Source organism: Rhodoligotrophos appendicifer (assembly GCF_007474605.1).
In the GTDB taxonomy this organism is placed as follows: Bacteria; Pseudomonadota; Alphaproteobacteria; order Rhizobiales; family Im1; genus Rhodoligotrophos; species Rhodoligotrophos appendicifer.
On record NZ_VHKL01000006.1, the window covers coordinates 18,011 to 44,610 of the forward strand.

General features: G+C 61.5%; 19 protein-coding genes. 9 read left to right on the top strand and 10 right to left on the bottom strand.

The annotated features are described in order from the left end of the window. Positions 1 to 203: 203 nt before the first annotated feature. Positions 204 to 1,217, bottom strand: a complete 1,014-nt coding sequence (gene bmt / locus FKM97_RS14170; protein ID WP_144293089.1) for a betaine--homocysteine S-methyltransferase — start codon at positions 1,215 to 1,217, stop codon at positions 204 to 206. A 253-nt stretch (positions 1,218 to 1,470) separates the two neighbouring features. Here bmt and ald point away from each other — a divergent pair, with 253 nt between their 5' ends. Next, on the top strand, positions 1,471 to 2,589 hold the full coding sequence (ald, locus tag FKM97_RS14175; RefSeq protein ID WP_144293090.1) for an alanine dehydrogenase: 1,119 nt from the start codon (positions 1,471 to 1,473) through the stop codon (positions 2,587 to 2,589). 132 nt (positions 2,590 to 2,721) lie between these two features. Here ald and FKM97_RS14180 read toward each other — a convergent pair whose 3' ends face one another. Next, a complete protein-coding gene (locus tag FKM97_RS14180; RefSeq protein ID WP_205015024.1) occupies positions 2,722 to 4,074 on the bottom strand; it encodes a glutamine synthetase family protein in 1,353 nt (450 codons plus the stop codon). Between the two features lie 184 nt (positions 4,075 to 4,258). Between FKM97_RS14180 and FKM97_RS14185 the strand changes: the two genes are divergently transcribed. Beyond that, a complete protein-coding gene (locus FKM97_RS14185; protein ID WP_144293091.1) occupies positions 4,259 to 5,650 on the top strand; it encodes a glutamine synthetase family protein in 1,392 nt (463 codons plus the stop codon). Continuing rightward, the gene (locus FKM97_RS14190; RefSeq protein ID WP_205015025.1) at positions 5,647 to 6,942 is read left to right on the top strand and encodes an NAD(P)/FAD-dependent oxidoreductase; all 1,296 of its coding nucleotides are present in this window, start codon (positions 5,647 to 5,649) and stop codon (positions 6,940 to 6,942) included. The genes FKM97_RS14185 and FKM97_RS14190 overlap by 4 nt, the downstream gene beginning before the upstream one ends. A 27-nt stretch (positions 6,943 to 6,969) precedes the next feature. Here the strand turns inward: FKM97_RS14190 and speB are convergent, their stop codons facing one another. From speB to FKM97_RS14220, 6 genes are all read right to left on the bottom strand, one after another. Continuing rightward, the gene (speB, locus tag FKM97_RS14195) at positions 6,970 to 7,959 is read right to left on the bottom strand and encodes an agmatinase (protein WP_144293092.1); all 990 of its coding nucleotides are present in this window, start codon (positions 7,957 to 7,959) and stop codon (positions 6,970 to 6,972) included. A gap of 112 nt (positions 7,960 to 8,071) precedes the next feature. Then, positions 8,072 to 9,145 carry an ABC transporter ATP-binding protein gene (locus tag FKM97_RS14200; RefSeq protein ID WP_144293093.1) on the bottom strand — a complete coding sequence of 358 codons (1,074 nt, stop codon included), beginning with the start codon at positions 9,143 to 9,145 and terminating at the stop codon, positions 8,072 to 8,074. A gap of 16 nt (positions 9,146 to 9,161) precedes the next feature. After that, positions 9,162 to 10,052: an ABC transporter permease gene (locus FKM97_RS14205; RefSeq protein ID WP_144293094.1), complete on the bottom strand. Its 891-nt coding sequence runs from the start codon at positions 10,050 to 10,052 to the stop codon at positions 9,162 to 9,164. 3 nt (positions 10,053 to 10,055) lie between these two features. Then, the gene (locus FKM97_RS14210; protein WP_144293095.1) at positions 10,056 to 10,973 is read right to left on the bottom strand and encodes an ABC transporter permease; all 918 of its coding nucleotides are present in this window, start codon (positions 10,971 to 10,973) and stop codon (positions 10,056 to 10,058) included. Positions 10,974 to 11,114: 141 nt separating this feature from the next. Continuing rightward, the gene (locus FKM97_RS14215; protein ID WP_144293096.1) at positions 11,115 to 12,194 is read right to left on the bottom strand and encodes an ABC transporter substrate-binding protein; all 1,080 of its coding nucleotides are present in this window, start codon (positions 12,192 to 12,194) and stop codon (positions 11,115 to 11,117) included. Between the two features lie 108 nt (positions 12,195 to 12,302). After that, complete coding sequence (locus FKM97_RS14220; protein WP_144293097.1) at positions 12,303 to 13,688, bottom strand: aspartate aminotransferase family protein; 1,386 nt, start codon at positions 13,686 to 13,688, stop codon at positions 12,303 to 12,305. 403 nt (positions 13,689 to 14,091) lie between these two features. On the opposite strand from FKM97_RS14220, the gene hpnC reads away from it, so the two are divergent. The 6 genes from hpnC (at position 14,092) to FKM97_RS14250 (ending at position 22,288) form a co-directional block, all read left to right on the top strand. Further along, on the top strand, positions 14,092 to 14,994 hold the full coding sequence (gene hpnC, locus FKM97_RS14225; RefSeq protein ID WP_205015027.1) for a squalene synthase HpnC: 903 nt from the start codon (positions 14,092 to 14,094) through the stop codon (positions 14,992 to 14,994). Positions 14,995 to 15,251: 257 nt separating this feature from the next. Further along, on the top strand, positions 15,252 to 17,171 hold the full coding sequence (gene dxs / locus FKM97_RS14230) for a 1-deoxy-D-xylulose-5-phosphate synthase (RefSeq protein ID WP_144293098.1): 1,920 nt from the start codon (positions 15,252 to 15,254) through the stop codon (positions 17,169 to 17,171). Between the two features lie 16 nt (positions 17,172 to 17,187). Then, on the top strand, positions 17,188 to 18,081 hold the full coding sequence (gene hpnD, locus FKM97_RS14235; RefSeq protein WP_144293099.1) for a presqualene diphosphate synthase HpnD: 894 nt from the start codon (positions 17,188 to 17,190) through the stop codon (positions 18,079 to 18,081). Between the two features lie 50 nt (positions 18,082 to 18,131). Continuing rightward, positions 18,132 to 19,475 carry a hydroxysqualene dehydroxylase HpnE gene (gene hpnE, locus FKM97_RS14240; protein ID WP_144293100.1) on the top strand — a complete coding sequence of 448 codons (1,344 nt, stop codon included), beginning with the start codon at positions 18,132 to 18,134 and terminating at the stop codon, positions 19,473 to 19,475. Beyond that, the gene (shc, locus tag FKM97_RS14245) at positions 19,472 to 21,475 is read left to right on the top strand and encodes a squalene--hopene cyclase (protein ID WP_144293101.1); all 2,004 of its coding nucleotides are present in this window, start codon (positions 19,472 to 19,474) and stop codon (positions 21,473 to 21,475) included. Before hpnE ends, shc begins: the two co-directional genes overlap by 4 nt. Positions 21,476 to 21,610: 135 nt before the next feature. Continuing rightward, entirely contained in the window at positions 21,611 to 22,288 is a 678-nt protein-coding gene (locus FKM97_RS14250; RefSeq protein ID WP_144293102.1) for a phosphorylase family protein, read from the top strand. Here FKM97_RS14250 and hpnH read toward each other — a convergent pair. Beyond that, the gene (gene hpnH / locus FKM97_RS14255) at positions 22,244 to 23,434 is read right to left on the bottom strand and encodes an adenosyl-hopene transferase HpnH (RefSeq protein ID WP_144293103.1); all 1,191 of its coding nucleotides are present in this window, start codon (positions 23,432 to 23,434) and stop codon (positions 22,244 to 22,246) included. The genes FKM97_RS14250 and hpnH overlap by 45 nt on opposite strands. A gap of 211 nt (positions 23,435 to 23,645) precedes the next feature. Further along, positions 23,646 to 26,204: an MMPL family transporter gene (locus FKM97_RS14260; protein WP_144293104.1), complete on the bottom strand. Its 2,559-nt coding sequence runs from the start codon at positions 26,202 to 26,204 to the stop codon at positions 23,646 to 23,648. Positions 26,205 to 26,600 lie beyond the last annotated feature (396 nt).

The window sequence follows — 26,600 nt, forward strand, 5'->3', positions numbered from 1 at the left end:
GTTACACGGGATGACAGAAAGCCCCGCATCTCCGCGCATGCCGGCCGGTCCGGACAAGCCCCCCACGCGGCGAAGACAAGCGCAGTATGACACGCGCTGGAGGCGCGGGGATAAGTCGGCGGGTGATGTAGCAGTTTCGGGTGCGAGGAGATCGAACCTCATCGATCCCGGCGCGTTCCCTCTGCCTTTTCCGTCATCCTCTCTTAAGACGGTGCGCGGCGACGGCGGCGTTCGCTGGCTTCCGACCGGGCGGGAGCTGCACCATGAGCGAGGGCGGAGACTTCGCCGAGCTTTGCGGTGATCTCCTCGACGCTGGGACGGTCGCCTTTCTTATGCGCCTCCAGGGCCGAGCGCATGGCCGCGAGATGCTTTGGCTCGGTGCCACAACAGCCTCCGATGATGCGTGCGCCTGCATCGAGCGCCAAGCAGGCATAATCCGCCATGATTTCGGGAGTGCCGCTGTAATGGATATGACCACCGACGAACTGGGGTATGCCGCAATTGCCTTTGGCCACGACGACCGCATCGGGTCGTGCGGCGGTGATGCCGAGAACGGTTGCCACCAGCTCAGCGGCACCCGTCCCGCAATTGGCGCCGATACCCGCGGGCTGCTTGTCCAAGGCGGCTGTCATGGCGCCGAAAGCCGCAGGCGTGATTCCCATCATGGTTCGACCATTGGTATCGAAACTCATGGTGGTCACAATCGGCAGTCCGGCCTGCGAAGCTCCTTCCATCGCCGCCTTGAGCTCCTCTTCCGACGAGATCGTCTCTATCCACAAGACGTCTGCACCGCCCTCCGCCAGAGCCCTTGCCTGTTCAGCGAACGCGTCCGCTCCATCGGCAATGGAGAGGGGCCCCACGGGCTCGAAGATTTCTCCCGTGGGTCCCATGGACCCGGCCACCAGCACAACACGACCGGCAGCATTTGCCTCTTCGCGAGCCAGCTCTGCTGCGCGCTTGTTGAGCTCATGAACCCTGTTTTGCGCATCATGCAACTTCAGGCGGTAACGATTGCCGCCAAAGGAATTGGTCAGAATGAGATCCGCCCCGGCCTCGATGAACTGTCGGTGCAGCGATCGGACACGATCGGGATGATCGACATTCCAGAACTCCGGGGCGTCGCCCGACTGCAGGCCCATTTGGAAGTAGTTGGTGCCCGTAGCCCCGTCGGCCAGCAGCCATGGCCGCGAGGCGAGGAGATCGAGGAACTTCGACATGTGGCAACTCCATGGAATTCCCGTTGAGGAGCCACAAAATGACCCTGGATGCAACTCTGATCCGCCGCAGCGCAGCATATACCACCCCTGGACCGCACGCGGGTTTGGAGCTACCACAATGACGCGAGCCGGCCGGTACTCTATCGGGACGATGGCATGACGATGGTGCTGGAATCACATCGCCTGCCTGCTTCTCGGCCGCCCGATCCAAGCTCCTGCCCGGCCCGTGACAAGGGGTTTTTGGAGACAGAACATGTTGATTGGTGTGCCGAAGGAGATCAAGAATCAGGAGTTTCGCGTCGGTTTGACGCCTACCAGCGTCCGTGAGGTCTGCCACCACGGGCACAAGGTCCTGGTTCAGGCGACGGCCGGCGAAGGCATCGGGGCGAGTGATGCGGTCTATGCCGCGGCCGGTGCGGAAATCGTCGTCGATGCCTCGGAGATCTTCGCCCGCTCCGACATGATCGTGAAGGTGAAGGAGCCGCAGGCGGTCGAACGAAAGATGCTGCGGCCGGGCCAGGTGCTGTTTACCTATCTTCATCTCGCGCCCGATCCCGAACAGACCCGCGATCTCGTCGCCAGTGGTGCCATCTGCATCGCCTATGAAACGGTGACCGGGCCGCGCGGCGGTCTGCCGCTGCTGGCTCCCATGTCCCAGGTGGCGGGACGGATGTCGATCCAGGCTGGCGCTCACTGCCTGGAGAAGCGCCAGGGTGGAATGGGCCTCCTGCTCGGCGGTGTTCCGGGTGTCGCTCCTGCGCGGGTCGTCATTATCGGCGGCGGGATGGTGGGCCAGCATGCCGCTGTCATGGCGACGGGGGCCGGCGCCGACGTGGTGATCCTCGAGAAGAGCGCCGAGACCATGCAGGCCCTCGACGCCCGCTTCGGCGCTCGGGTGAAGACCCTCTTCTCGAGCCGCGGGAGCGTCGAGGACGAAGTTGCGGCCGCTGATCTGGTGGTTGGTGCGGTGCTCATCCCCGGGGCAGCAGCCCCCAAGCTCATCAATCGCGAGATGATCAGCGGCATGAAGACCGGCTCCGTCCTCGTCGATGTGGCCATCGACCAGGGCGGCTGCGCGGAGACTTCGCATGCCACGACCCATGCGGATCCGACCTACATCGTGGATGGCGTGGTCCATTACTGTGTCGCGAACATGCCGGGCGGCGTCGCCCGCACGTCGACCTTTGCGCTGAACAACGTCACCCTGCCCTTTGTGGTGGCTTTGGCGGACAAGGGCCATCGTCAGGCTCTTGCCGACGATCCTCATCTGCTCGCCGGATTGAATGTTGCCGGCGGAAAGGTCACCTACGAGGCCGTCGCGACCGCCTTGGGCTATGATTATGTGGAGCCTGACCGCGCTCTGGCGGCGTGACGCCAGCGGCCGCTTTCCGCGTCTGCGATCATCCCGGGGCTGCGCTGCTGCGAGCCTCGGGATCCGGTGGGTTCCTGCCGCACGAGATCCCGGCTCCGCGCTTCGCTCCGGCCGGGATGACGGCAATGCCGTTCACACATTCAACAGCAGGAACTCTCGCTCCCAGGACGAGATCACCGTCCGGTATTGCTGCATCTCGTATTCCTTCACGTCTTGGAAGGCAGTCACGAACCGCTCCCCGAACACCTGCTTGAGTGGCTTAGTGTAGTTGAGCTTCGACAGCGCTTCCTCCAGATGCAGCGGCAGGGTATGCGCATAACGATAGGCGCTGCCTTCGACCTTCGCCGTGGGTTCGAGCTCTTCGATCATGCCGAGATAGCCGCAGGCGAGCGAGGCGGCGATGGCCAAATACGGGTTCGCGTCAGCCCCCGGGACCCGGTTCTCGACGCGCATATTGTTGGCATCCGCTGTGGGAACGCGGAAGCTGACGGTGCGGTTGTCGGTGCCCCAATGGACATTGGTGGGTGCGTCGGAATCCGGCACCAGGCGGCGGTAGGAATTCACATTCGGCGCACAGAAGGGCATCGCCGCGCCCATATAGCGCTGCAGGCCGCCAATGTGGTTGAGCAGGGCTTCCGATGGCTCACCGGTCTCCGTGGCGAAGATGTTGCGGCCTGTCGCGATATCGATCACCGACTGGTGAAGATGCATGGAGGAGCCCGGCTCCTTCTCATGCGGCTTGGCCATGAAGGTCGCATACATGTCGTGTTTCAGCGCCGCCTGCCGCACCGTCCGCTTGAACAGGAACACCTGGTCGGCCAGCAGCAGTGGATCGCCATGGTTGAAGTTGATCTCGAGCTGGGCGGGTCCGCTCTCATGGCTCAGCGTATCGAGATCGATGTGCTGCGCCTCGCACCAGTCATAGATATCCTCCACGATGGGGTCGAAATCATTGGCGGCATCGATGCCATAGGCCTGTCCATAGGCCTCCTTGCGGCCCGACCGTCCCACGGGCGGCTCGAGCGGATAGTCTGGATCCAGATTGCGCTTGACCAGATAGAATTCCAGTTCGGGTGCGACAATGGCCTTCCAGCCGCGTTCCTTGTAGAGCTCGAGCACCCGTTTCAGCACGTAGCGCGGCGCCATCTCCACCGGCCGGTCGTCGACATAGAAGCAGTCGCAGATGACCTCGGCCGTGGGCTCCGTATACCAGGGGACCGGCCGCAGCGTCTCCAGGTCGGGCTTGAGATAGATGTCGATGGCCGCATCGTCAAAGGCGTCGGTTTCCCACACATAGCGGCCGGTCACCGTGAGACTGAACACCTCCTCCGGCACCCTCAGGCCTCTGCTGTGGGATCCTTTGATGAATTTGGTGGCTGGCAGGATCTTGCCTCGCGCGGTGCCTGACATGTCGGCGACGAGACATTCGACCTCGTCGATCTTTTCCGCGCGTAGCCACTCTTCGAACGTCATTCCGGAAAGCATGGGAGAAAGCTCTTGTTGGATGAAGCCCCGTGATCGGCCCTGCTGCCGGTCTGACGCGACATTTGGGCTGCTCTGTGCGAAGGATAGGCCGGTTGCTTGACGAAAGGAACCGGCATCTAAAGAATGGAGCCGGGCGGTCGCTGTCACGACCACCGTCCGCGGCGGAAATTTCAATTAGGGTATCATGCTCAAACATAGTCCTGGCGCGACCGAAGCGGAGACGTTTTTGGCGGCGCATCCGGAAATCCTCGCCGTCGATATGCTGATCACGGACATGAACGGCATCCTCCGCGGCAAGCAATTGGCACGCAATTACCTCGGCAAGCTTTACGACGACGACGGGGTCCGCCTGCCTGGTTCGATCTTCCTGCTCGATTCGACCGGCGCAAATGTTCTGACCTATGACTACGGCACGCGTGACGGCGACCCGGACTATTATTGCTATGCCGTCCCGGGCTTGCTGGCCCCGGTGCCTTGGAGCAAGCGCCCGACGGCGCAGGTGCTGGCCTCTATGTATCACGACGACGGAACGCCCTTTTTCGCCGATCCCCGCCATGTGCTGTCGCGCACATTGGACCGACTCGCGGAGATCGGGCTGAAACCGGTGATCGCCATCGAATACGAATTTTACATTCTCGACGGGGAAGCGGCAGCCCAGGGCGTCTATCGCCCCGCAGCGTCACCGTCCTCCGCCTTCCGCGCGCATCAGACCAATGTCTATGGCGTGGATGATCTTTATGAGTTCGAGGATCTCCTGTCCGACATCCATGCGGCCTGCAAGCTCCAGGGACTTCCTGCCGAGACTTTCGTATCGGAATATGCCGCCGGCCAGTTCGAGATCAACCTGCACCATTGCGACAACGCTTTGCTGGCCTGCGATCACGCAATCTTGTTGGAGCGCGCCATCAAGCAGGTCTGTCGCCGCCACGGGCTGGTCGCGACCTTCATGGCCAAGCCGTTTGCCGAAAGCGCAGGCTCTGGCCTCCACATCCATGCCAGCCTCTTGGATAAGGATGGCCGCAACGTCTTTGCAGGTCCCGTTGACGATCGCATCAACCGTCCGGTGAGCGATCTCATGCGTTTTGCCATCGGCGGGCTGGTGGAGACAATGCCGGAGGCCATGGCCATTTTTGCTCCGAACGCGAATTCCTATCGGCGACTGCGGCCCGGAACCTATGCTCCGACGCGCGCCAATTGGGGGGGCGACAACCGCACCGTATCTCTGCGCCTGCCGGGTACGGACGATAAATCCGCGCGCATCGAGCACCGTGTGGCCGGTGCCGACGCCAATCCCTACCTGGTGGCGACTGCCATGCTGGCCGGCATGCATCACGGCATCGTCAACAAGATCGAGCCACCGGATCCGGTGGTCGGCGATGCCTATTCCCAACCCGCCCAGGAAATGCCTGTGCGCTGGTCGTCGGCCCTCGATCACTTCCAGAATGGCAAGGTCATCCGCCATTATCTGGGTGATCGCTATTCCGAAGCCTTCGCCACTGCCCGGCGCTTCGAATGCGAGAACTACCACTATCAGATCCAGCCTTTGGATTATGAGTGGTATCTGAGGAACGCGTGACCGCCGCAGCCGTGCAAGCTCCGATGGGTGATCCTCCGACGTATTATCATGCGACGGCACATCCCCGTGCGTCGCGTCCATCCCTCATCGGCGAGCACGTGGCCGACGTCTGCGTGATCGGCGCGGGTCTCACCGGCCTTTCGGCGGCGCACGAACTGGCCAAGCGCGGTCTGAAGGTGATTGTGCTCGAGGCGGAGACGGTCGGTTGGGGCGCCTCCGGTCGCAATGGCGGCCAGATCTGCACCGGCTTCTCCAGCGGCATGGCCAAATTCGAAGCCCAGCTTGACCGGACTGAGGCACAGGCCTGCTTCGATGTCGCCGAGGAGGGAAAGACGATCATCGCGACCAATGTCGCCGAGCACAAGATCGACTGCGATCTGACCTGGGGTTACCTCCATGTCGCTCCCAAGGCCGGCGATTTGGACGCTTTGAAGGAAATGCAGGAGGAATTCGCCGCCTATGGCTACGAGGATACTCGTATCATCAGCAAGCGGTCCGTCGAAGAGCGGCTCGGCACCACCCTCTACAAGGGCGCATTGCGCGAGGAGCGTGCCGGGCATTTTCATCCGCTGAATTATTGCTTGGGGATGGCGGCGGTCTGCGAGAGAGTTGGGGTGACGATCCATGAGCGCTCCCGCGCCACGAAGGTTGAGGGCGGTTCGCGGCCCAAGGTGACGACGGCCGCGGGGTCTGTCACCCCCCGCTTCATTGTCGTGGCGGGAAATGCCTATCTTGGCCGCCTGATCCCAAAACTCTATCGGGCCATCATGCCCGTGGGCTCCTTCGTGGTCACGACTGAGCCTCTCGGCGAGAACCGGGCACGCGCCTTGATCCGCGACAATGAGGCGGTGGCGGATACAAACTTCATCCTCGACTACTTCCGCCTCACGGGAGACCAGCGTCTGCTGTTCGGCGGCCGCTGCAGCTATTCCGGTGCACTTCCTAAGGATGTCGGCAAGTCGATCCGGCCGCGCATGATGCGGGTCTTTCCGCAACTGGCGGATGTGCGCATCGAATATGGCTGGAGCGGCTATATCGACATCACCGCCAACCGCATGCCCGATATCGGACGGTTGGAGCAGACGGTCTATTATGCCCACGGTTTCTCAGGCCAGGGCGTTGCAGTCGGTGTTGCTTGCGGGCGCGTGCTGGCCGAGGCCATCACCGGCCAGGCCGGGCGGTTCGATGTCATGGCGAAAATCGAGCATCAGGCCTTTCCCGGCGGTCCCATCCGCATGCCGTTGCTGGTTCTTGCCATGGCGTGGTATCGCCTGCGCGACGCACTGGGATAATGGCGTGGTTGGCGAAAAGTCAGCCGCCTACCCTTCCAGCGCCTGACCGCGAGCCCCGCGCTGATAGGCCCGCAGACACAGATACTCCAGAGCGATCATCGCGGCCGCATTGGCGGTGATCTCGGAGGTGTCGAAGGGAGGCGACACCTCCACCAGATCGGCCCCCACAAAATTCACGTTTTTCAGACGGCGCAGGATGGACAGCGCCTGGAAAGTTGACAGGCCCCCGGGGACCGGCGTCCCCGTGCCTGGCGCAAAGGCCGGATCGAGGAAATCGATGTCGAAGCTGAGATAGGCGGGCCCCGGTCCCACATGCGCGGAAATCATGTCGGCGACGGTCTGTGGGTCCTGCTCATGGACCGTATCCGCATAGATGATCTTGATCCCATGCGTCTGCTCTCCGTGATAGGTGGTCCGGATGCCGAGTTGCACCGAACGGGAAGGGTCTATGATGCCGTCGCGGATGGCATAGCTGAACATGGTGCCGTGATCGATCCGGCCGCCGGGATCGGGCTCGACGTCACGATGGGCGTCGAACTGGATGAGCGCCAGTGGCCCGTGCTTGGCGGCATGCGCCTTCAGCAGCGGATAGCTGATATAGTGATCGCCGCCGAAGGTGAGCATCTCGACACCCTCTGCGAGGATCGTCTGCGCATGCGCCTCGATGGTATGCGTTACATCCTCCTTCTTGCCCCAGTCGAACCAGCAGTCGCCGTAATCGATCACGGCGAGCGTGTCGAAGGGATCGAAGAACCAGGGCCAGACGGCGCCCCAGGCATGCTGGGCAGATGCACGTCGGATCGCCTCGGGCCCGAAGCGGGTGCCGGGGCGGTTGGTGACCGCCTGGTCAAAGGGAATGCCGCTGACGGCGATGTCGACGCCCGCCAGGTCACGGGTATATTTCCGCCGCATGAAGGATTGCGCGCCCGAATAGGATGGCTCCAGTACCGTGCCGAGCAGGCTCGTGCGCCGGAAGGCGTCATCCCCCGGAACCGCTTCATTCCCGTCTTCGGCCATCTGTCGTTCTCCATGATGTCTCTGCCGCGCAATCGCGGACCAGCGCGCGAGCGGTCGCCGAGGAATACTTTAAGCGGAAAGGACTCGCTACTGTGGCACGGCCCTTATTCCTTCAGCACGAGGGTGTCCTCCGCGCTCCACGACGCCCAGATCGGGTCCCCGCCCGGAACCCGGAATCGAGCCGCTGAGAGGAATTCTGCACATCCGCCGCCACCTCATGCCCCCCTTCCGTAACAAGAAAGATGTGGCTTGTATTGCCGAAATAGGCGACGTCCCGCACCCGGCCATTGACCATTATGACATCGCCCTGTGGCCTTTCGCGGGAGACGATGAGCTTTTCCGGACGAACTGCGATCACAACCTCTCCCGTCATGCCCTTGGCTTGGCCGAGCCTGACGGAGCCAAGCGCTTGGCACTCGACGGAGGTCAATCCTTCGTCCTCCCCCGCCACCCGCCCCTCGAACAGGTTCACCTTGCCGATGAAATCGGCGACGAACCGTGAGGTGGGATGCTCGTAAAGCTCTGCAGGTGTGGCGATCTGCGAGACCTTTCCGGCATTCATGACCGCGATTCGATTGGCCATGGACAGCGCTTCGTCCTGGTCGTGCGTGACGATGATGAAGGTGATCCCGACCATATGTTGGAGCCGGGTGAGTTCAAGCCGCATCTGATCCCGGAGCTTGGCATCGAGCGCCGACAGGGGTTCGTCCAGCAGCAGGACCTTGGGTCGCTTGACCAAAGCGCGCGCCAGTGCCACCCGCTGCCGTTGACCGCCGGAAAGCTGGTCAGGCTTGCGGTGGCCGAGATGGCCGAGCTGCACCATGGCGAGCGCCTCGGTCACCCGCGGCTCGATCTCGGACCGGGCGATCCCCGTCACCTTCAATCCATAGGCTACGTTATCGGCGACCGTCATATGCGGGAAGACCGCATAGGATTGGAACACCATGTTGACCGGCCGCTTGTTGGGCGGCGTCTGGGCCATGTCTTGTCCGTCGATGACGATCTGCCCGGAGCTTGGCATTTCGAGGCCGGCGATCATCCGCAGCAGGGTGGTCTTCCCGCAACCCGATGGTCCCAGCAAGGCAAAGAATTCGTTCTGGCGGATGTCGAAGGAGACGTCATCGACCGCCTTCACGCCCGGAAAGGCCTTGGTGAGATGGCGGATCGAGATGATGGCATCGCTCAAGGCCGGCTCCTGGGTTTCATGCAGCGGTCTTGGCCGGCGACTGCAGCCGCACAGCGAAGATGGTGGCGATCACGGTGATGACGATGAGGATGGTCGACGCGGCATTGACCTCCGGGGTCACGGAAAACCGGACCATGGAGTAGATTTTCACCGGAAAGGTGATCGCATTCGGGCCTGAGGTGAAGAAGGTGATGACGAAATCGTCCAGCGATAGGGTGAAGGCCAGGAGCGCGCCGGCCACCAGGCCCGGCTTGAGGAACGGGATGATGACGTAGCGAAAGGTCTGCCACTCGCTGGCGCCGAGATCCTTCGAGGCTTCTTCGAGTTCGCGGTTGAAGCCCACGAGCCGTGAGCGCACCACGATCGCGACGAACGGAAAGCAGAAGGCGATATGCGCGATGATGATCGCCGAAAGGTTGAGCGGCCACGGCCCTCCGGCGGGCCAGGAGATCGCCGAGAAGAACGCCATCATGGCAACCCCCATGCAGATTTCCGGGATCACGATGGGCAGCGCCATGAAGCCCTCATAGACCGGTTTCAGCGGGAACCGGAAACGCCACAGCATGAGCGCCACCATGGACCCGATCACGGTGGAAACGAGAGTTGCGATGATCGCGATGGTAAGCGAGTTGGTAAAGGCTTCGAACAGGGAGGCGTTGTTCCAGGCCCGCACATAATAATCGGTGGTGAAGCCCTGCCAGACGATGTTCCGCCGCGAATTGTTGAAGGAGAACACCATCAGCGACAGGAGCGGAATATACAGGAACAGGAGCGTCGCGCCGGCGATGGCCCACAGCCATTTACGCCGGTGAAATTCGAGCGGGCCGACAGGGCTGCGCGACCGCTCCGCCTCCTGGACGGCGATCACCTCCGCTTCGGCACTGCTATAGAGCACAGGGGAGGCCATGGGTTACACTGCCTCCCTCTCGCCCCGGCCCGCGAACAGCGAGCGAAGCGCCAGCGCGAGGAAAGTCACATACATCAAGAGGAAGGACAACGCGCTGCCGAACGGCCAGTCATTGGCTTCCTTGAACTGCCGCGTGATGACATTGCCGATCATCTGCGCATTGGTTCCGCCGAGCAGGTCCGGAATGAGAAAGCTTCCCAGGCAGGGAATGAAAACCAGAATGATGCCGGAGACCACACCGGGCATGGTCAAAGGCAAGGTCACGGAGAAAAAGGTGCGGAACTGGCTGGCGCCGAGATCGAGGCTGGCTTCGAGATAGGATTTGTCGAGGCGTTCGATGGTGGCATAGAGCGGGAGCACCATGAAGGGCAGGAAGACGTAGACGAGCCCCACCATGAGCGCGAAGGTGTTGTAGAGCATCGGCACCGGCTCGAAGCTCGACCCAAGGAGCTGGTAGGAACCGAGACCAACGGCTCCGAGCACCGAGTTGCCGATCGTCCACAGCCATTCCAGCACAAAATTCACGTATCCGTTGCGTCGGAACACGGCGATGAGCGCATAGGTGCGGATCAGCATGTTGATCCAGAACGGCAGGATCACGGCCAGCATGAGCAGGGTCTTGAGCCGCGGCGGCAGGAACGAGATCAGGAAGGCGATGGGATAGGCGATGGCCAGACACAGCGCGGTCGCAAACGCGCTGATCCATACGGATTTCCAGATGATCTCAAGATAGATGGGCTCGAGCGCCCGGGCATAGTTTTGCGTGGTCCAGGTGACCGCGATATCAACGATCGAGGTCTTCTCGCCGAAGGAAAGGGTCCAGACGATGGCGAGCGGAACCAGGAAGAAAACCAGAAGCCAGAAGCTGCCGGGTAGCGCCAGCACGGCGAAGACCCAGGGATTGCGCCTCCAGCTTTCCATGATCTGCTGTCTACTCCCCGCATCCTAATCAACTGTCATCCCGGCCGAAGCTCAGCGCAGATCCGGGACCTCACCCCGCCAGCCGTGCAGGATCTGCGTTGCATCCTTTGCCCGAGACGCCTCCGAATGACCCCAGGGATGTCAGGCGGCGTTGATGCGCGTCCACGCCTCATCATAAAGCCTGGTGATATCCTCCCCGAGATAGAGCCCCGCCTCGCATTTCGCCAGCGCCTCCTCAGATGGGAAGATCGCCGGATTTCCCGTATAGCTCTCCGGCATCAGCTTCTTTGCGGCAGCGTTCGGCGTTGCAAACTGAATGGCTTCAGCGATCGCCGCATTGACCTTGGGCTCGTTGATGAAGTTGAGGAAGGCATGCGCATTCTGCGGGTGTGGCGCACCGCTTGGGATCGCCACGCAATCCTGCCAGAGCAGTCCCCCCTCCTTGGGTAGCGCATAATCGAGATTGTCGTCTTCGCCCATCACCTGCAGGATGTCCCCATTCCACTCCTCGCACATGACGACTTCCCCGGAGGCCAGCAGATCCTGGCCGTTATCGTCGGCAAAGACTTTGATCCTGGGCTTCTGCGCGATGATCAGTTCCTCCGCCTGCTTGATCTGGGCCGGGTCTTTCGTGTTGAGGGAAAAGCCAAGATATTTGAGCGCTGGCTGGATCACATTCTGGGCATCGCCGAGCAGGGAGATGCGCCCGGCATATTCGTCCGAATCGAACAGAGGCTTCCAGCTGACAGGTGCTGACTTCACATCCTTCTTGCTGTAGCCGATGCCGACTGTCCCCCACATATACGGCAGCGAGTATTTACGGCCGGGGTCAAACTCGGCATCCTGGAAGCGCTTCTCGAGATTGGTGAAATTAGGGATCTTGTCGAGATCGAGCTGCATCAGCATGTTGGCAGCGATCATGCGCTCGACATAGTCATTGGTCGGCACGATCACGTCATATCCGGGGTTGCCCCCCTTCAGCTTCGCGAACAGCTCATCATTGTCGGCGAAGAGGTCCATCTTGACCTCGATGCCGCTCGCGTCGTTGAAATCAGAGAGGGTGTCGGGGCCGATATAGGTGTCCCAGTTATAGAGGGTCAGTGCCTTCTCTTCCTCGGAAAAAGCACCGCGGCTGCCGAAAGTCAGTCCGGCAGCCATAATGGCGGTGCCGGCAAGGAACGAGCGGCGAGAGGGACGCAAGCGCGATTTCCGAACGACCATGGCAGATCAATCTCCTGGCTGGGGGCGCCTTCGGCGCCGAAGGCTCTGAATCCGAGTATTCAATGCCTTGGCTTCGGCATCAATGCTCAATTCGTAGCCAGATGGGATTTATGCCATTTCCTTGCTCACATCTGCGTAGGTGAGATCGAAGGCAAGACGCGCCAGCCTCACCATTTCATCGATTTCTGCCTCAGTGATGACGAAGGGCGGCGCGGCGACCATGGTGTCGTAACAAGAGCGCATGATGAGATTGTTCTGGAAGCAGTGGTCGCGACAGATCAGGCCGACCCGGCCGGGCTTGTCGAAACGGCTCCGGGTGGCCTTGTCGCGCGTGAGTTCGACCGCACCGATCAGTCCCACGGACCGCACCTCGCCGACGATGGGATGGTCGGCGAGCGTCTTGAGCTTTTCGTTGAAATAGGGAGCGAGCTTCTGCACCCGTTCGACGAGCTTTTCCTCTTCCAGAATGCGGATATTCTCCAGCGCCACCGCGCAAGCGGCGGGATGCCCTGAATAGGTGTAGCCATGATAGAATTCGCCGCCATACTCATAGAGATAGTCGGCGATCTCGTCGGAGATGGCGACGGCTCCAATGGGCAGATAGCCTGAGGAGAGCCCCTTGGCCATAGGGACGATGTCGGCCTCGATTCCGAAGGTGTCGAGCCCGAACCATTCCCCCGTCCGGCCGAAGCCGCAGATCACCTCGTCCGCGATCAGCAGAACGCCGTATTTTTTGCAGATGCGATTGATTTCCGGCCAATAGGTCGAGGGTGGGATGATGACGCCGCCCGCACCCTGGATCGGCTCGCCGATAAAGGCTGCGACGTTTTCCGCGCCCAATTCGAGGATCTTGTCCTCGACCGCCTGCGCAGCCTTCAGCCCGAATTCCTCCGGCGACAGCTCCCCGCCGAGATCGTACCAATAAGGCTGCATGACGTGGTGGATGCCCGGCAGCGGCAGGTCGCCCTGGCCATGCATTCCCGCCATCCCGCCGAGGCTTGCCGAGACCACGGTCGAGCCGTGATAGGCGTTCTGCCGGGCGATGAATGCCTTCTTCGACGGCATCCCCTTCACGTTGAAGTAGTGGCGCACGAGGCGATAGATGGTGTCATTGGCCTCAGACCCTGAACCCACGAAGAACACCTTGTTGAACCGCTCCGGCAACAGGCTCGCAACCTTTGCGGCAAGCTCGATCGCCGGCACATGCGCGGTCTTGAAGAACGTGTTGTAATAGGGCAGTTCCAGCATCTGGTCATAGGCCGCTTGGGCGATGCTTTTGCGGCCATAGCCGACATTGACGCACCAGAGCCCGGACATGGCGTCCAGCATCTTGTTGCCGGCCGAGTCCCACAGATAGATCCGGTCGGAATGGGTGATGATCCGCGAACCGCCTTCCGCCTGCAGCGATTTGTGATCGGTGAAGGGGTGCATGTGATGCGCATGGTCGAGGGCGCGCAATTCGTCAATATTGAGGTTTCGGGAATGAACGGTCATGGGGTGGCTCCTGGCTAATCCGGAAAAAACCGAAGCACGGCTTCGGCGAGGCAAGGGGCGGATAAGCAGGAGACGGCTACGGATTGTAGCCCATGCGCGCGCACAGGATCATGATCTCGTCATGCGCCGTGCGCGAGGTCAATATGGCGGCTGCGGTCGGAATTAGAGAACGGCCTCACATTGGTGGCGTCGGACCGGAGTTTCCTGCCGATCGCCCGTTGCCGTCAAGTCTGCACCCAAGCATAGTCTTCATATATCAGGCTGCCGTGTTCTCCTCCGTCCTGTTGCGACAGCCCATTTCGAGGCGTTTTGGCCCAAGGCCAACCTTCCGCAGATCACCTTATTTGTCGCAAGCAAGATCACGACGAGACGGATAACGGGCAGTTTTGCCATGCATGTGCCAATGCCATTTGCACCCCGCAGCCGATCCGGCTATCCCTCCCCCGGAATGAATACCATCGCACCATCGATTGAAGCCCCTTCCGGTAAAGGCGCCGCAGACGAGAATTTTCCCGTCGGCTCCTGGTTGCTGCCAGCGCGGCTGCGGCCGCATGTCGCCCGGTATTACGCATTTGCGCGGGCAATCGACGACATCGCCGACGACCCTCTTCTGGCTGCCGACGACAAGATCAATCGCTTGGATTTGTTTGCCCGCGCCCTCCGCGACCCCACCCTTGCGCGACAGCCAGGCCTCGAAAAGGCGGCTGCCGCGCGCGCCATGTTGGACGAGACCGGCATCCCCGACCGTCACTGTCTCGATCTGATCTCGGCCTTCAAGCAGGATGCGGTGAAGCTTCGCTATGAGAGCTGGGATGAACTGATCGATTATTGCGACCGCTCGGCCTCGCCCGTGGGCCGGTTTCTGTTGGATCTGCATGGCGAGGATCGCGCCGGATATGTCTCATCCGATGCGCTCTGCAATGCGCTCCAGGTGATCAATCACCTGCAGGATTGCGGCAAGGACCGAGCGGCGCTCGACCGGGTCTACCTGCCGACTGACTGGTTGAGCTCTGCCGGCGAGCACGTCGAGGCGCTCGATCGACCCAGATCGAGCCCTGGCCTGCGCCGCGTTCTTGACCAGTGCCTGGAAGGAACGCGCGGTCTGCTGCTGGAGGCCGACCGCCTCGCCGGCAGACTGAGATCGCGAAGGCTCGCCATGGAGTCAGCCGTCATCGTCGCGGTGGCGTGGCGGCTGGTGGACGAGCTGTCCCGGCGCGACCCCCTGGCGGAACGCGTCGTTTTGACCAAGCCGCAATTCCTTGCTTGTGGCGCGAAAGGGGTAGCCAAGGCGCTCCTGGCGCGCTAGTGGGCGCAGTCTGCATGGGGTGCAGGCGAATGCATCGTTTGGATCGCGACTATGGCAATCAGGTCACAGATCCAAACCGAGTTAACCCATAACCCCCTTTCCTTACACGCATTCTAGGGAAAGCGTTTTGCCGGTGCTCCTGCGGATGTTAAGGTCTTGTCGGAGGGAGCAGGATCTGCAAAGCGGGGCAATACATTTGCTGTTGCGGCGTCGGACGGCTACTTCGTTGGGGGCGCGCAGAACAAGATTGAGGCGAAATGGCTGTTACACCGCTTCTTGATACGGTTGCTTGTCCGGAAGATCTGCGCAAGATCGACAAGCGTGACCTTCGCCAATTGGCTGATGAGTTGCGTGCGGAGACGATCGACGCGGCATCGACGACGGGCGGCCATTTTGGGGCCGGTCTGGGCGTTATTGAGCTCACGGTAGCCCTCCATTATGTCTTCAATACGCCGGAAGACCGTCTCATTTGGGACGTCAGCCATCAGACATATCCGCACAAGATTCTGACCCAGCGGCGTGAGAAGATCCGCAGCATCCGTCAGAAGGATGGGTTGCACGGATTCACCAAGCGGGCCGAGAGCGAATATGATCCTTTCGGGACCGCCCATAGCTCGACCTCGATTTCCGCGGGGCTTGGCATGGCCGTGGCCCGTGACTTGGCCGAGAAGGACAATCATGTCGTCGCGGTGATCGGCGATGGCGCCATGAGTGCCGGCATGGCCTATGAGGCCATGAACAATGCCGGCGCGCTGGACTCGCGCCTTGTTGTCATCTTGAACGACAATGGCATGTCGATTGCGCCGGCCGTAGGAGCGTTGACGAATTACCTCTCCTGGCTGATTTCCTCCCGGCCCTTCCTGTCCTTGCGGGATATCGGCAAGCAACTGGCCCGCCGCTTTCCCAAGAGCTTCCAGACGGCGGCGGCGCGCGCGGATGAATATGCCCGCGGCATGGTGTTTGGCGGCACGCTCTTCGAGGAGCTGGGCTTCTATTATGTCGGCCCTGTCGACGGCCATGACATTGATACCCTGGTTCCGATCCTGCAGAATGTGCGCGAGGCGGACACTCTGGGCCCCATCCTGCTGCATGTGGTCACCGAGAAGGGCAAGGGTCATCCTTTCCCGAAGCCGCATTCCGAAAAATATCATGCAGTCGGCAAGTTCGATCCCGTCACCTTCGAGCTGAAGAAGGTCGCCTCGAATCACCCGACCTATACCCAGGTCTTTGCGGATGCCCTGGTCAAGGAGGCCGAGAAGGACGAGCGCATCGTCGCCATCACGGCCGCCATGCCGGCCGGCACCGGCCTCGACAAATTCGCCGAGCGCTTCCCGAGACGCTGTTTCGACGTCGGCATTGCCGAGCAGCATGCGGTGACCTTCGCCGGCGGGCTCGCCAGCGAAGGAATGAAGCCCTTCACGGCGATTTATTCGACCTTTCTGCAACGCGCCTTCGACCAAGTGGTCCATGACATCGCCCTGCAGCATTTGCCGGTGCGCTTTGCCATCGACCGCGCCGGCCTGGTGGGCCAGGACGGCCCGACCCATGCTGGCAGCTACGACGTGGCCTATCTGGCATGCCTGCCCGACTTCGTGGTCATGGCCGCGGCTGATGAGGCCGACCTGGTCCACATGGTGGCAACGGCCGCCGAGATCGACGATCGCCCGAGTGCATTCCGCTATCCCCGCGGCGAGGGTATCGGCATCGACATCCCTGAGCATGGCGTTCCGCTGGCGATCGGCAAGGGTCGGATTCTCGAGGAGGGGACGAAGGTTGCCCTGCTCTCCTTTGGGGGCCGTCTGGCAGAGTGCCGCAAGGCCGCTGCTGAACTGAAGGCGCTAGGCCTGTCGACCACGGTTGCGGATGCGCGATTTGCGAAGCCTTTGGACACCGACCTGATCAGGCGGCTCGTGTTGAACCACGAAGTCTTGATCACCATTGAGGAAGGCTCCATCGGCGGCTTTGGGTCTCACGTCCTCCAATATCTCGCAATGAACAATTTGCTGGATCGCGGCGCCCGGATTCGCCCTATGTGCCTGCCCGACCGCTTCATCCTCCATGGCTCTCCGACCGAGCAGTATGATGACGCGGGTCTCGAGGCTCGCCATATCGTGGCCGAGGTGTTTAAGGCGATCGATCAGGAGCATCGCGTATTCGAGCTTAAGGCCAAGGCCTGACGGTCCTGAATTTGTGATGGTAGCCGCGGGCCCAACTTCGATAGACATCGCCGAACCGGACATCGTCAATCGTGCGGAGGTCGAGGCGGTCGTGCGCAACGCCTCCTCCTCGTTCTTTTGGGCGATGCGGATTCTGCCGCGGCAGAAGCGCGAAGCCATCTTTGCTGTCTATGCCTTCTGTCGCGATGTCGACGATATCGCCGACGAGGAGGCCCCGTTGATGGAGAAGCGGGCCGGTCTCAATCGTTGGCGGACGGAGATCGATGCCCTGTTCACCGGTCGCGCTTTGCATCACCCCCTGGCGCGCGCCCTTGCCGACCCCATCCGCCTCTATGATCTGCAACGTGTCGATTTTGATGCCGTGATCGACGGCATGGAAATGGATGCCGGCGCCCCGATCTTCGCTCCTCCCCAGGCCGAGCTTGATCTGTATTGCGACAGGGTTGCTTGTGCTGTGGGAAGGCTCTGCGTGCATATCTTCGGAGAGCCGAACGCGCGCGGCCGCAAGGTGGCCGATGCCCTGGGCCGGGCGCTGCAGCTCACGAACATCCTGCGCGACGTCCAGGAGGATGCCGACCGGGGCAGGCTCTATCTGCCGAAGGAACTTCTCGACCATCATGGCATTGCTGTCCATTCAGCCCCGGCGATCACCGGTCATCCCGCCTATCCTGCGCTGTGGCGGGACCTCGCGCTCCAGGCGGACCATGCTTTTGCACGAGCCAAGCAGGCCCTGGCTGACTGCAACTACCGTAAGATGCGACCGGCACGCATCATGATGGAGGTTTATCGTCGCGATTTTGATCGCATGCGAGCCCTCTCCGATGCCGACCTCGTCGATCCTGCGATTTCCAAGCGTCTGGTGAGCAAGGGTGAAAAGCTTCTGATCGCCTTGCGATATGCGGTGCTGTAGAAGCACTTCGTCTGAACCTTCGCACCTGAGCCTGTCCTGAGAATTGTCGAATGCCCCTCGTCCACATCATTGGCGCCGGCTTGGCCGGCCTATCTGCTGGGGTCGAGCTTGCCAAAGCAGGACACCAGGTTCAGCTCTGGGAACAGGCCGTGCGTGCCGGAGGTCGGTGCCGCTCGTTTCATGATGCCGCTCTCGACTGCGTCATCGACAATGGCAATCACATGCTCCTATCGGGCAACCGCTCGGCCATGGCCTATCTGCAGACCATCGGCGCCGAGGACCGGTTGATCGGCCCCGATGCGGCGCGGTTTCCGTTTCTCGACGTCCGCAATGGCAACCGCTGGACCATCGCGCCCAACAGCGGCAAGCTGCCTTGGTGGATGTTCAGCCGCCATCGCCGGGCTCCCGGCACCAGCGCCTTTGACTATCTTGCCGGATTGCGGCTTCTGAACGCGGATGCGACGTCGACCGTCAGCGAGGTGCTCAAAGTCGACGCAGCCGTCATGGAACTCTATTGGGAGCCCTTGGTCGTCGCCGTCCTCAACGCGCCACCGGACACTGCCGCCGCAATTTTGCTCAAGCCGGTCTTGTTGGAGATTTTCGCGCAGGGGGCTGCGGCGAGCCGGCCGCGCATCGCCCGCCACGGCTTGTCGGACACCTTCATCGATCCTGCATTGGAATACATCACCGACCGCGGTGGGAACATCCGCCACGGATCCCGCCTCCTGTCCTTGGATCGCGACGGAGACCGTGTCACCGGCCTTACTTTCGCGCGTGAGACGGTCGCGTTGAACCCTGGAGATCAGGTGGTTCTGAGCGTGCCTCCCACCGTTGCCAGTGATCTTCTGCCCGGTCTCACCGTCCCCGACGCCTTTGCTCCCATCGTCAATGCGCATTTCCGCCTGGACCATCCGATCATGATACAGGATGACATGCCGGTGATTGGAATTGTCGGCGGCACCGCGCAGTGGATCTTTTTGCGTGATGACGTGGCATCCGTTACTGTCAGTGCCGCCGAGGCTCTGGCCGACAGCCCGGCGGAGACTGTGGCGGAAGCGGTGTGGCGAGACGTCGCTATGGCTCTTTCCATGGCCTCCGCTCCGCTGCCACGTTGGCGTATCATTAAGGAGCGACGGGCGACCTTCGCTCAAACACCGGCTCAGATTGCCAGGCGTCCGGGTTCACGGACGGCCTATGCCAACTTGGTTTTGGCGGGTGACTGGACCGCGACCGGATTGCCGGCGACCATCGAGGGGGCGATCAGATCGGGCGCCACCGCGGCCGCAAACGTGTTATCAACAAACTTAGGTCAGCTTGACAAATTCGCGGCAACGATCAAGTCAAACAGTAGCCACACTGACGAACTTGCATCCCGGGTTGAAGGACGACGATGACGATTGCAATATCGGAGCGCAGTTTCCATGCCGAGACGCGGGGCGTTCCCGGTTACTCGGATGTGGATTTCTACGATCGTCTTGACGCTACGATTGCCGATGCTGCCTCGGCCCTCTCCGCACTCCAGCAGCGTGACGGACATATTCTCTTTGAGCTGGAAGCTGACGCAACCATCCCGTCGGAATATATCTTCTTCAACCACTTCATGGATGAACTCGATCCCGCGCTCGAAGCGGAGCTGGGTGAATATCTGCGTCTCATCCAGTCTGACAAGCATGACGGCTGGTCGCTCTACTATGATGGCGACTTCAATATCTCCGCCTCCGTGAAGGCCTATTTCGCCCTCAAGCTCATCGGCGAGGACGCTGATGCCCCTCACATGGTGCGGGCTCGCAACGCGATTTTGGCACATGGCGGCGCGGAGACCGCGAATGTCTTCACGCGCTATACCCTGACCTTGTTTGGGCAGGTACCGTGGCATGCGATCCCCGCCATGCCGATCGAGCTCATGCTGATGCCGCGATGGTTTCCGGTGAACATCTGGAAATTTGCCTACTGGTCGCGCACCGTGATCGCGCCCTTGCTGCTCCTGGCGGCAATGCGGCCTCGAGCGTCCAATCCGACCGGCGGGTCCTGCCGTGAGATCTTCAAGAACGATCCTGCGACCATCACCCAGTGGCAGACCAATCCGACGGGCAAGCTGTGGGGCGAATTCTTCCTTAAGCTCGACAGGTTGCTCCATCCCGCCGAACGCCACATCTTCCCAAGGCTCTTCACGCGCAAGCGCGCCATTAAGGCGGCTGTCGACTTTATCGTCCCCCGCCTGAACGGCGAGGACGGCCTTGGCGCGATCTTTCCGGCCATGGCCTATTCCGGCATGGCCTTCAAGGCTTTGGGCTATCCTAAGGATCATCCTTATCAGGTCATGGTTCGCCAATCCGTCGACAAGCTCGTCGTCGATCATCGCGAAACCCGCAACGACCGTCCTCGCTATGTGCAACCCTGCGTCTCTCCGATCTGGGACACGGCACTTGCCGGTCACGCCCTGCGCGAGGCAGCGACCGAGGACAGCGGAAAGCGCATTGATCATGCATGTGAGTGGCTTGTCGGCAGACAGATCAACGATGTGAAGGGTGACTGGGCCATCAATGCTCCTGATCTGGAGCCCGGTGGTTGGGCCTTTCAGTATCGCAATGATTATTACCCCGATGTCGACGACACGGCGGTGGTCGGTATGCTGCTGCACCGCATTGACGCCGAGGCCCACAAGCCGGCGATCGACCGCGCCCTCGTCTGGATCGAGGGCATGCAAAGCAAGAACGGGGGATGGGGCGCCTTCGACATCGACAACAATGCCGATTTCCTCAACTCGATTCCATTCGCCGATCACGGGGCCTTGCTTGATCCGCCAACGGCCGACGTGACCGCCCGCTGCTTGGGTTTCCTAGCCCAGGCGGGATATGCCAGTGACCATCCCATCGTCGCTCGCGGCATCAAGTTCCTCAAGGACGAGCAAGAAGAAGACGGCTCGTGGTTTGGACGCTGGGGCACGAATTACATCTACGGAACCTGGTCCGTCCTCTGCGCGCTGAATGCCGTGGGGGAGGACATGCAGGCACCCTATGTTCGCAAGGCGGTTGACTGGCTGCTCGCGTGTCAGCGCGAAGATGGAGGTTGGGGAGAGGACGGCGCCAGCTATTGGAAAGAGCGCAGATTCGAAACCAAGGAATCCACGGCCTCACAGACGGCATGGGCGCTGCTCGGTCTGATGGCGGCCGGCGAAGTCGACCATCCATCGGTGGAGCGCGGCGTGAAGCACATTCTTGCCACCCCCCGTGACGGCGCCAACTGGAAGGAACCCTGGTATACGGCCGTAGGCTTCCCCCGGGTCTTTTATCTCCGGTATCACGGCTACAGTTCCTATTTCCCCATCTGGGCCCTGTCCCGCTTCCGCAATTTGAAGCGGGGGAATTCGAAACAGGTGGTCTGGGGACTGTGAGGCTGGGCCAGCTCACATCCAGGCGCGGCAAAGCGATTCTGAGATCTCAATCATCGTTTCGATGGATCGATCGAGCATACCTCAGCGCTCGCATCGCAGGGGAAAGGGTCGTGGAGGCCGGCGAGGAGTAATCGCATGGCGCTGCCCGCCTCCCCCGGCTTCATTACAGGCTTGGTCTTCGAGGCCGATATCCTGCGTGCAGCTGGCCATCTTCATGTCGCCTGCCATGGGCCGGGCCAGGCCCGCGCTCAAGCCGCGGCCGAGGCACTGGTCGCGCGGAACTGTGATGGACTGGTCAGTTTCGGCGTGGCCGGCGCCCTCGCGCCCGGATGGCAGACGGCGCGAATCATCATCCCCGAAATACTTCTCGACGAGCAGCACCGTCACTATGTGTGCGACGGACCATGGCGCGTCCGGATGAGCGGTGCCGTCCCCGAAGGCGCACCTGTGGCAAGCCTGTTGAGCGTTCTCCAACCGGCATTGACGCCGGAGGAGAAGCAGAGGCTCCATCGCAACACGGGTGCCGTTGCCATCGACATGGAATCTGCAGCGATAGCCACGGTCGCAGAGCGACACGGCCTGCCATTCATCGTCCTGCGGGTGATTCTCGACGAGATGGACGCGGTCGTACCGCCTTCGGCCATGAAGGGCATGCGCTCCGATGGCACGATAGATGCGATGGCGACGGTCCGGGGGCTGTTGCGCCACCCCCGAGACCTTCCGGCATTGCTCCGACTTGCGCGAGCGAACTCCCGCGCAGCCCGGTCACTAGCTCGCCTTGCTCATCTCGCGATTGGCGGTCGTGTTGACTAGGGTTACCTTCGGCCGCTTTGGCGGAGTTGGGTTCTCGTGGATCTCAGCCAACGCCTTCGTGACATGGGTCTCGAACACATATTCCGCCGGCCGCTGATTGGAGAGCGAGATCTCTGGTGCCATGTCTCCCTCGGTCTTGAAGCCTCCCAACCAGACTTTGAGGGCTTTCAGAGGATGGGCGACCGTATCGTTGACGGCGGTCGGCTCGAAGCCGCAATGCACCATGCAATTGGCGCATTTTTCGTACTTTCCGGTGCCGTAGCTGTCCCAGTCGGTGGTCTCCATCAGCTCCTTGAAGGAGCCGACATAGCCCTCTCCAATGAGGTAGCAGGGCTTCTGCCAGCCGAATACGTTGCGGGTTGGATTACCCCATGGCGTACAGGAGTAGTCCTGATTACCGGCGAGGAAGTCCAGATAGAGACTTGACTGGTTGAAGACCCACTTGCGGCTGCTCTCCTTGCCGCGCCGGAAGACGTCGCGAAACAGGTTCTTTGTTTCTTGCCGCTTCAGGAAGTGATCCTGTGCTGGAGCCCGCTCATAGGCATAGCCGGGAGAGACCGTGACGCCCTCCACACCCAGCCCCATGACGAAGTCGAAGAACTCCGCAGCCTTGTCAGCCCGAGCATTGTTGAACAGCGTACAGTTCACCGTCACGCGGAATCCGCGCTTCACGGCCTCTTTAATGGCCTCGACTGCTCGATCGAAAGTCCCGGGCTGCGCCACGGCATGGTCATGCTCTTCCTTCAGCCCGTCGAGATGGATCGACAGCGTCAGATAGGGGCTGGGCTTGAACAGATCGAGTTTCTTCTTGAGCAGCAGAGCGTTCGTGCAGAGATAGACGAACTTCTTGCGTGCCACGATCCCCTCGACGATCTGATCGATCTCCTTGTGGATCAGTGGCTCGCCCCCGGGGATGGAAACGATGGGCGCCCCGCATTCGTCGACGGCCTTGAGGCATTCCTCCACGGACAGACGCTTGTCGAGGATGGGTTTTGGATAATCGATCTTGCCGCAGCCCGGGCATGCGAGATTGCACTTGAACAAGGGCTCGAGCATCAGGACCAGCGGATATCGCTTGTTCCCCAGGATCTTCTGCTTGAGGATATAGCCCCCAACGCGCGCTTGCTGGATAAACGGTACCGCCACAGCAGCCCCTTTCTCAATGTTCCCCGAGGGAACGGGTTGGAGACGTTATTGTGCACGCGCACAAGTCCGCAGCGTCCCCGCATTAATCTCCAGCATTGAGGGAAAAGGACGAGCAGCGTCAAGTACTGGCGGGGTGCCATCGCGCCACATGCTTGCCATAGAATGAAATCTCGTCCTGATTGTGTCTTTGCAGTCGCAATGCGACGCCCTGTCAGCGGCGACGGCTGGGCAGAGTCCAGTAGACGAGAGTTGGGAGCACGATGAAAGTGCAAGCAGTGAGCAGGGCCAATCCGGCGATCAGGATCTTACCCAGTAGGATCGGTGCAGCCAGCGGGGCTGTCAGCAGCGTTGCCGCACCGACCATGATGGCGAGAGTCGTCCAGAGAATAGCGCGCGGCGTGCTCGGGCGAGCAGCATTGTTGTACCGCACACTCTCCCGAGCGCGCATCAGCAGCTTGATGCCGTTGCCCACTCCAAGACCGATCAGCAGTGGCACGGCCAATGCGGTGAGCGGGACCACCGGCAAATCGAGAAGGACCATGGCGCCGGCCAGAATGAGCAGCGCGAGCGTCACCGGGATCGCGACGAGCAAGACATCGTAGAATCGCGGAAGGAGGCTGATCAGCAAAAGTGCAATGACACCGGCCGATACGGCCAGCACCTGGAGGAGGGCTTGCCTGAGTGTGACGGCGGTTTCATAGGCGTCGACAGCGGGACCCGAGGCCTGCGGAGCCACGCTTTGGACGGCGGTGACGAAATTTTTGAGGTTGCCACGGTCGCTCAGGTCGCTTTTAGCGCTGATGTCGATGAGAAACTGCCCATTGGGAGCGAGATACCGGCGCTTCAATTCGGGATCGAGAGTATCGAGCGAGATACGGCTCGCATCGGCAAGCATGCGCAGACGGGCGATGGTTGGCGACAGGCTAGTCAGAAGCGCGGTCTCAAGCTCGGCGATGGCCGCTTCCCCCGTACCCTTTGAGGCCGCAAACTCCCTGAGCGTCGCTTCCACCGTTTGAGCGGCGGCACGTGCTGTCTCCGGCGCGTTGGATGAAGCGATGCTGTTGAGCGCGCGTTCCAGCTGTCCGATGGATCCGCGTTCGGCCTGCTCCGCGCTCGTCTGCGGCGTACCTTCGAGCGCCGGCGGAAGACTTCCTTGGACGTCGCCGAGGATCGCAAGTTTTGTGTCCTGCCCGCTGGGCACGAAATTGAACACGCTGATGGCGGCTCCGACTTCGGGCAGCGCCTCGATGGCTTTGTACAGCGACCGCGCCTGCTGCTCTCCCGTCACCATCACCTGTGCTGCGCCCGTCATGGGCTGAGCGACAATTCTCGCATCCCGCTCGAACTCCACATCCCGCAGCAAGAGGACGCTGGCGGCGGCGGCGGCGACAATCGGCAGGGTAACCAGAAAGCGCACCGGCTGCGAGGTCAGCACTCCTGCGATGGTGGCGAGCACCTGGCTTGACGCGGGTCGGCCTCGCCGCGGGTTGATGGGCAGCAGCACGAGCAGCGCAGGAACCAGCAGATGGCCGGCAAGCAGCATGATCGCCAGCGTGGCCGCGACCACCAAGCCGATCTCGGCGACGCCCACGAGATCCGTCGACCAGAAGGCGAGAAAGGCAATGGTCATCGCGACGAATGCCAGTGCCGATGGGAGGCCGCAGGATTTTGCAGCGACGGCGAGTGCGCGCGCCTGATCCCGTCCGCCGAGTCTTTCCTCGCGGAACCTCAGTGCGAAGAGCATTGGCAGGTCCATCAGCACACCGGCCAGGAGGGCGGCGACGACGATGGCAGGAAGTCCAACCGATCCGAGAATGGCTGCTCCCGCCGCCGCGGCAAAGGCCAGTGTTGCAGCCCAGGTGGCGACGCAAACCAAGAAGAGCCGCATCGATCGAAGGCCCAACAGGGCAACGAGGCAGCCGCCCGCGAGAATCATGGCAAAAGCTAATGGCAGCCAGGCTGCGACCGTGTTGACCGCGTCGCCCTTAGACGCGGGTCCCCCCACCAGGCGGATTTTCGCGACACCTCGGGTAATAGCGGGATCAGCGATCAAGGCCCTCGCTGCCGCGACCGACTCGGGCCCCGGAGTAGGCTTGACGGAGATCGCCCAGCTTTGCCGGTTGCGGCTGAGGTCTCCGACCAAAGTGCTTTGCCAGTCGAGCATCGCCGGCTTGTTGTCGATGAGGCTCTGCCCCACCCGGTCGATCTCCGTGAGCAATGTGATCGCCTCGGGCGGAAAAATCTTCATCCTGGTGGCGATTGCCAACTGATCGAGGCCTGTCGCCAGCCCGACCAGATCTGGTTGGCGCGACAGGATCTGCATGAGCGGCATCGCCCGCTGCAGTCTCACGGCAACGGTCTGGATGTCCGTTGGCGGCATCATCATCAGGGCATTCTGATCGTAAAATGAACCCAGCCCCGGGGCGAAGATCTCGCTGAAGAGTTCGGGCCGCGCGCGGAACGCATCCGCAACCCGGTCGGCTGTCACCCGCGCCACCGTTGGATCGTCGGCTTCGACGATTGCCGTCATCGACTGCTCGACGGCGGGGAAGACGCTGTGAACCGCCTGCGCTGCCTGCTTGAACGGTGCCTGGGACGAGATCAGCCCGGCATCGTCGAGATCCACAGTCAAGGTACTGTAGGCGTAGATTCCGGCACCGCACGCAGCGATCATCACCAGCCCCAGCACCAAGGCCGCATGCCGCGCCGACCACGAGGCGTAGGCAGCGACCATGCTACCGAAACTCAGTTCCAATCGTGAACGCAGCATCACCTCGATTTCCCCGACCGTCTCACCGAACTGCGTGGGTTAGCATGTTCGCGACAAATCGGACACGCCCCTCTCGGGAAAGAGCGGCAAGATGGCAATTGTTTGACCCCATTTCCTGTGTCGCCATTATAATCCGTCGACCGTACAGGATGGCGTCCCCATGAGGAAAGACTGGCTTGCCGGAAGTGTAGCGCTGCTGTTGTCCCTGCCTGCGCCGGGGGCTTTCGCCGTGGAACTCGAGGACAGCCCGCAGGGACAGTGCTGGTCGGCCTTCACCCAATGCACGGAGGCAGCCTTTGGCGAGGAGGCCTGGCGCAGTGCCTGTTACGCAGATCTCACCATCTGCCTGCGGCCTCTGCAACCGGGGCAATGTCAGCCCGCATCCGCGAATCTTTG

What these genes read in the sequence shown, in the direction of transcription:
- FKM97_RS14220 (WP_144293097.1), bottom strand. Translation starts at nt 13,688, where the DNA reads ATGACCGTTCATTCCCGAAACCTCAATATTGACGAATTGCGCGCCCTC.
- hpnE (WP_144293100.1), top strand. Translation starts at nt 18,132, where the DNA reads ATGCCCCTCGTCCACATCATTGGCGCCGGCTTGGCCGGCCTATCTGCT.
- FKM97_RS14260 (WP_144293104.1), bottom strand. Translation starts at nt 26,204, where the DNA reads ATGCTGCGTTCACGATTGGAACTGAGTTTCGGTAGCATGGTCGCTGCC.
- FKM97_RS14180 (WP_205015024.1), bottom strand. Translation starts at nt 4,074, where the DNA reads ATGCTTTCCGGAATGACGTTCGAAGAGTGGCTACGCGCGGAAAAGATC.
- shc (WP_144293101.1), top strand. Translation starts at nt 19,472, where the DNA reads ATGACGATTGCAATATCGGAGCGCAGTTTCCATGCCGAGACGCGGGGC.
- FKM97_RS14185 (WP_144293091.1), top strand. Translation starts at nt 4,259, where the DNA reads ATGCTCAAACATAGTCCTGGCGCGACCGAAGCGGAGACGTTTTTGGCG.
- FKM97_RS14215 (WP_144293096.1), bottom strand. Translation starts at nt 12,194, where the DNA reads ATGGTCGTTCGGAAATCGCGCTTGCGTCCCTCTCGCCGCTCGTTCCTT.
- FKM97_RS14250 (WP_144293102.1), top strand. Translation starts at nt 21,611, where the DNA reads ATGGCGCTGCCCGCCTCCCCCGGCTTCATTACAGGCTTGGTCTTCGAG.
- FKM97_RS14205 (WP_144293094.1), bottom strand. Translation starts at nt 10,052, where the DNA reads ATGGCCTCCCCTGTGCTCTATAGCAGTGCCGAAGCGGAGGTGATCGCC.
- FKM97_RS14210 (WP_144293095.1), bottom strand. Translation starts at nt 10,973, where the DNA reads ATGGAAAGCTGGAGGCGCAATCCCTGGGTCTTCGCCGTGCTGGCGCTA.
- speB (WP_144293092.1), bottom strand. Translation starts at nt 7,959, where the DNA reads ATGGCCGAAGACGGGAATGAAGCGGTTCCGGGGGATGACGCCTTCCGG.
- bmt (WP_144293089.1), bottom strand. Translation starts at nt 1,217, where the DNA reads ATGTCGAAGTTCCTCGATCTCCTCGCCTCGCGGCCATGGCTGCTGGCC.
- hpnD (WP_144293099.1), top strand. Translation starts at nt 17,188, where the DNA reads ATGGTAGCCGCGGGCCCAACTTCGATAGACATCGCCGAACCGGACATC.
- hpnC (WP_205015027.1), top strand. Translation starts at nt 14,092, where the DNA reads ATGCCATTTGCACCCCGCAGCCGATCCGGCTATCCCTCCCCCGGAATG.
- ald (WP_144293090.1), top strand. Translation starts at nt 1,471, where the DNA reads ATGTTGATTGGTGTGCCGAAGGAGATCAAGAATCAGGAGTTTCGCGTC.
- dxs (WP_144293098.1), top strand. Translation starts at nt 15,252, where the DNA reads ATGGCTGTTACACCGCTTCTTGATACGGTTGCTTGTCCGGAAGATCTG.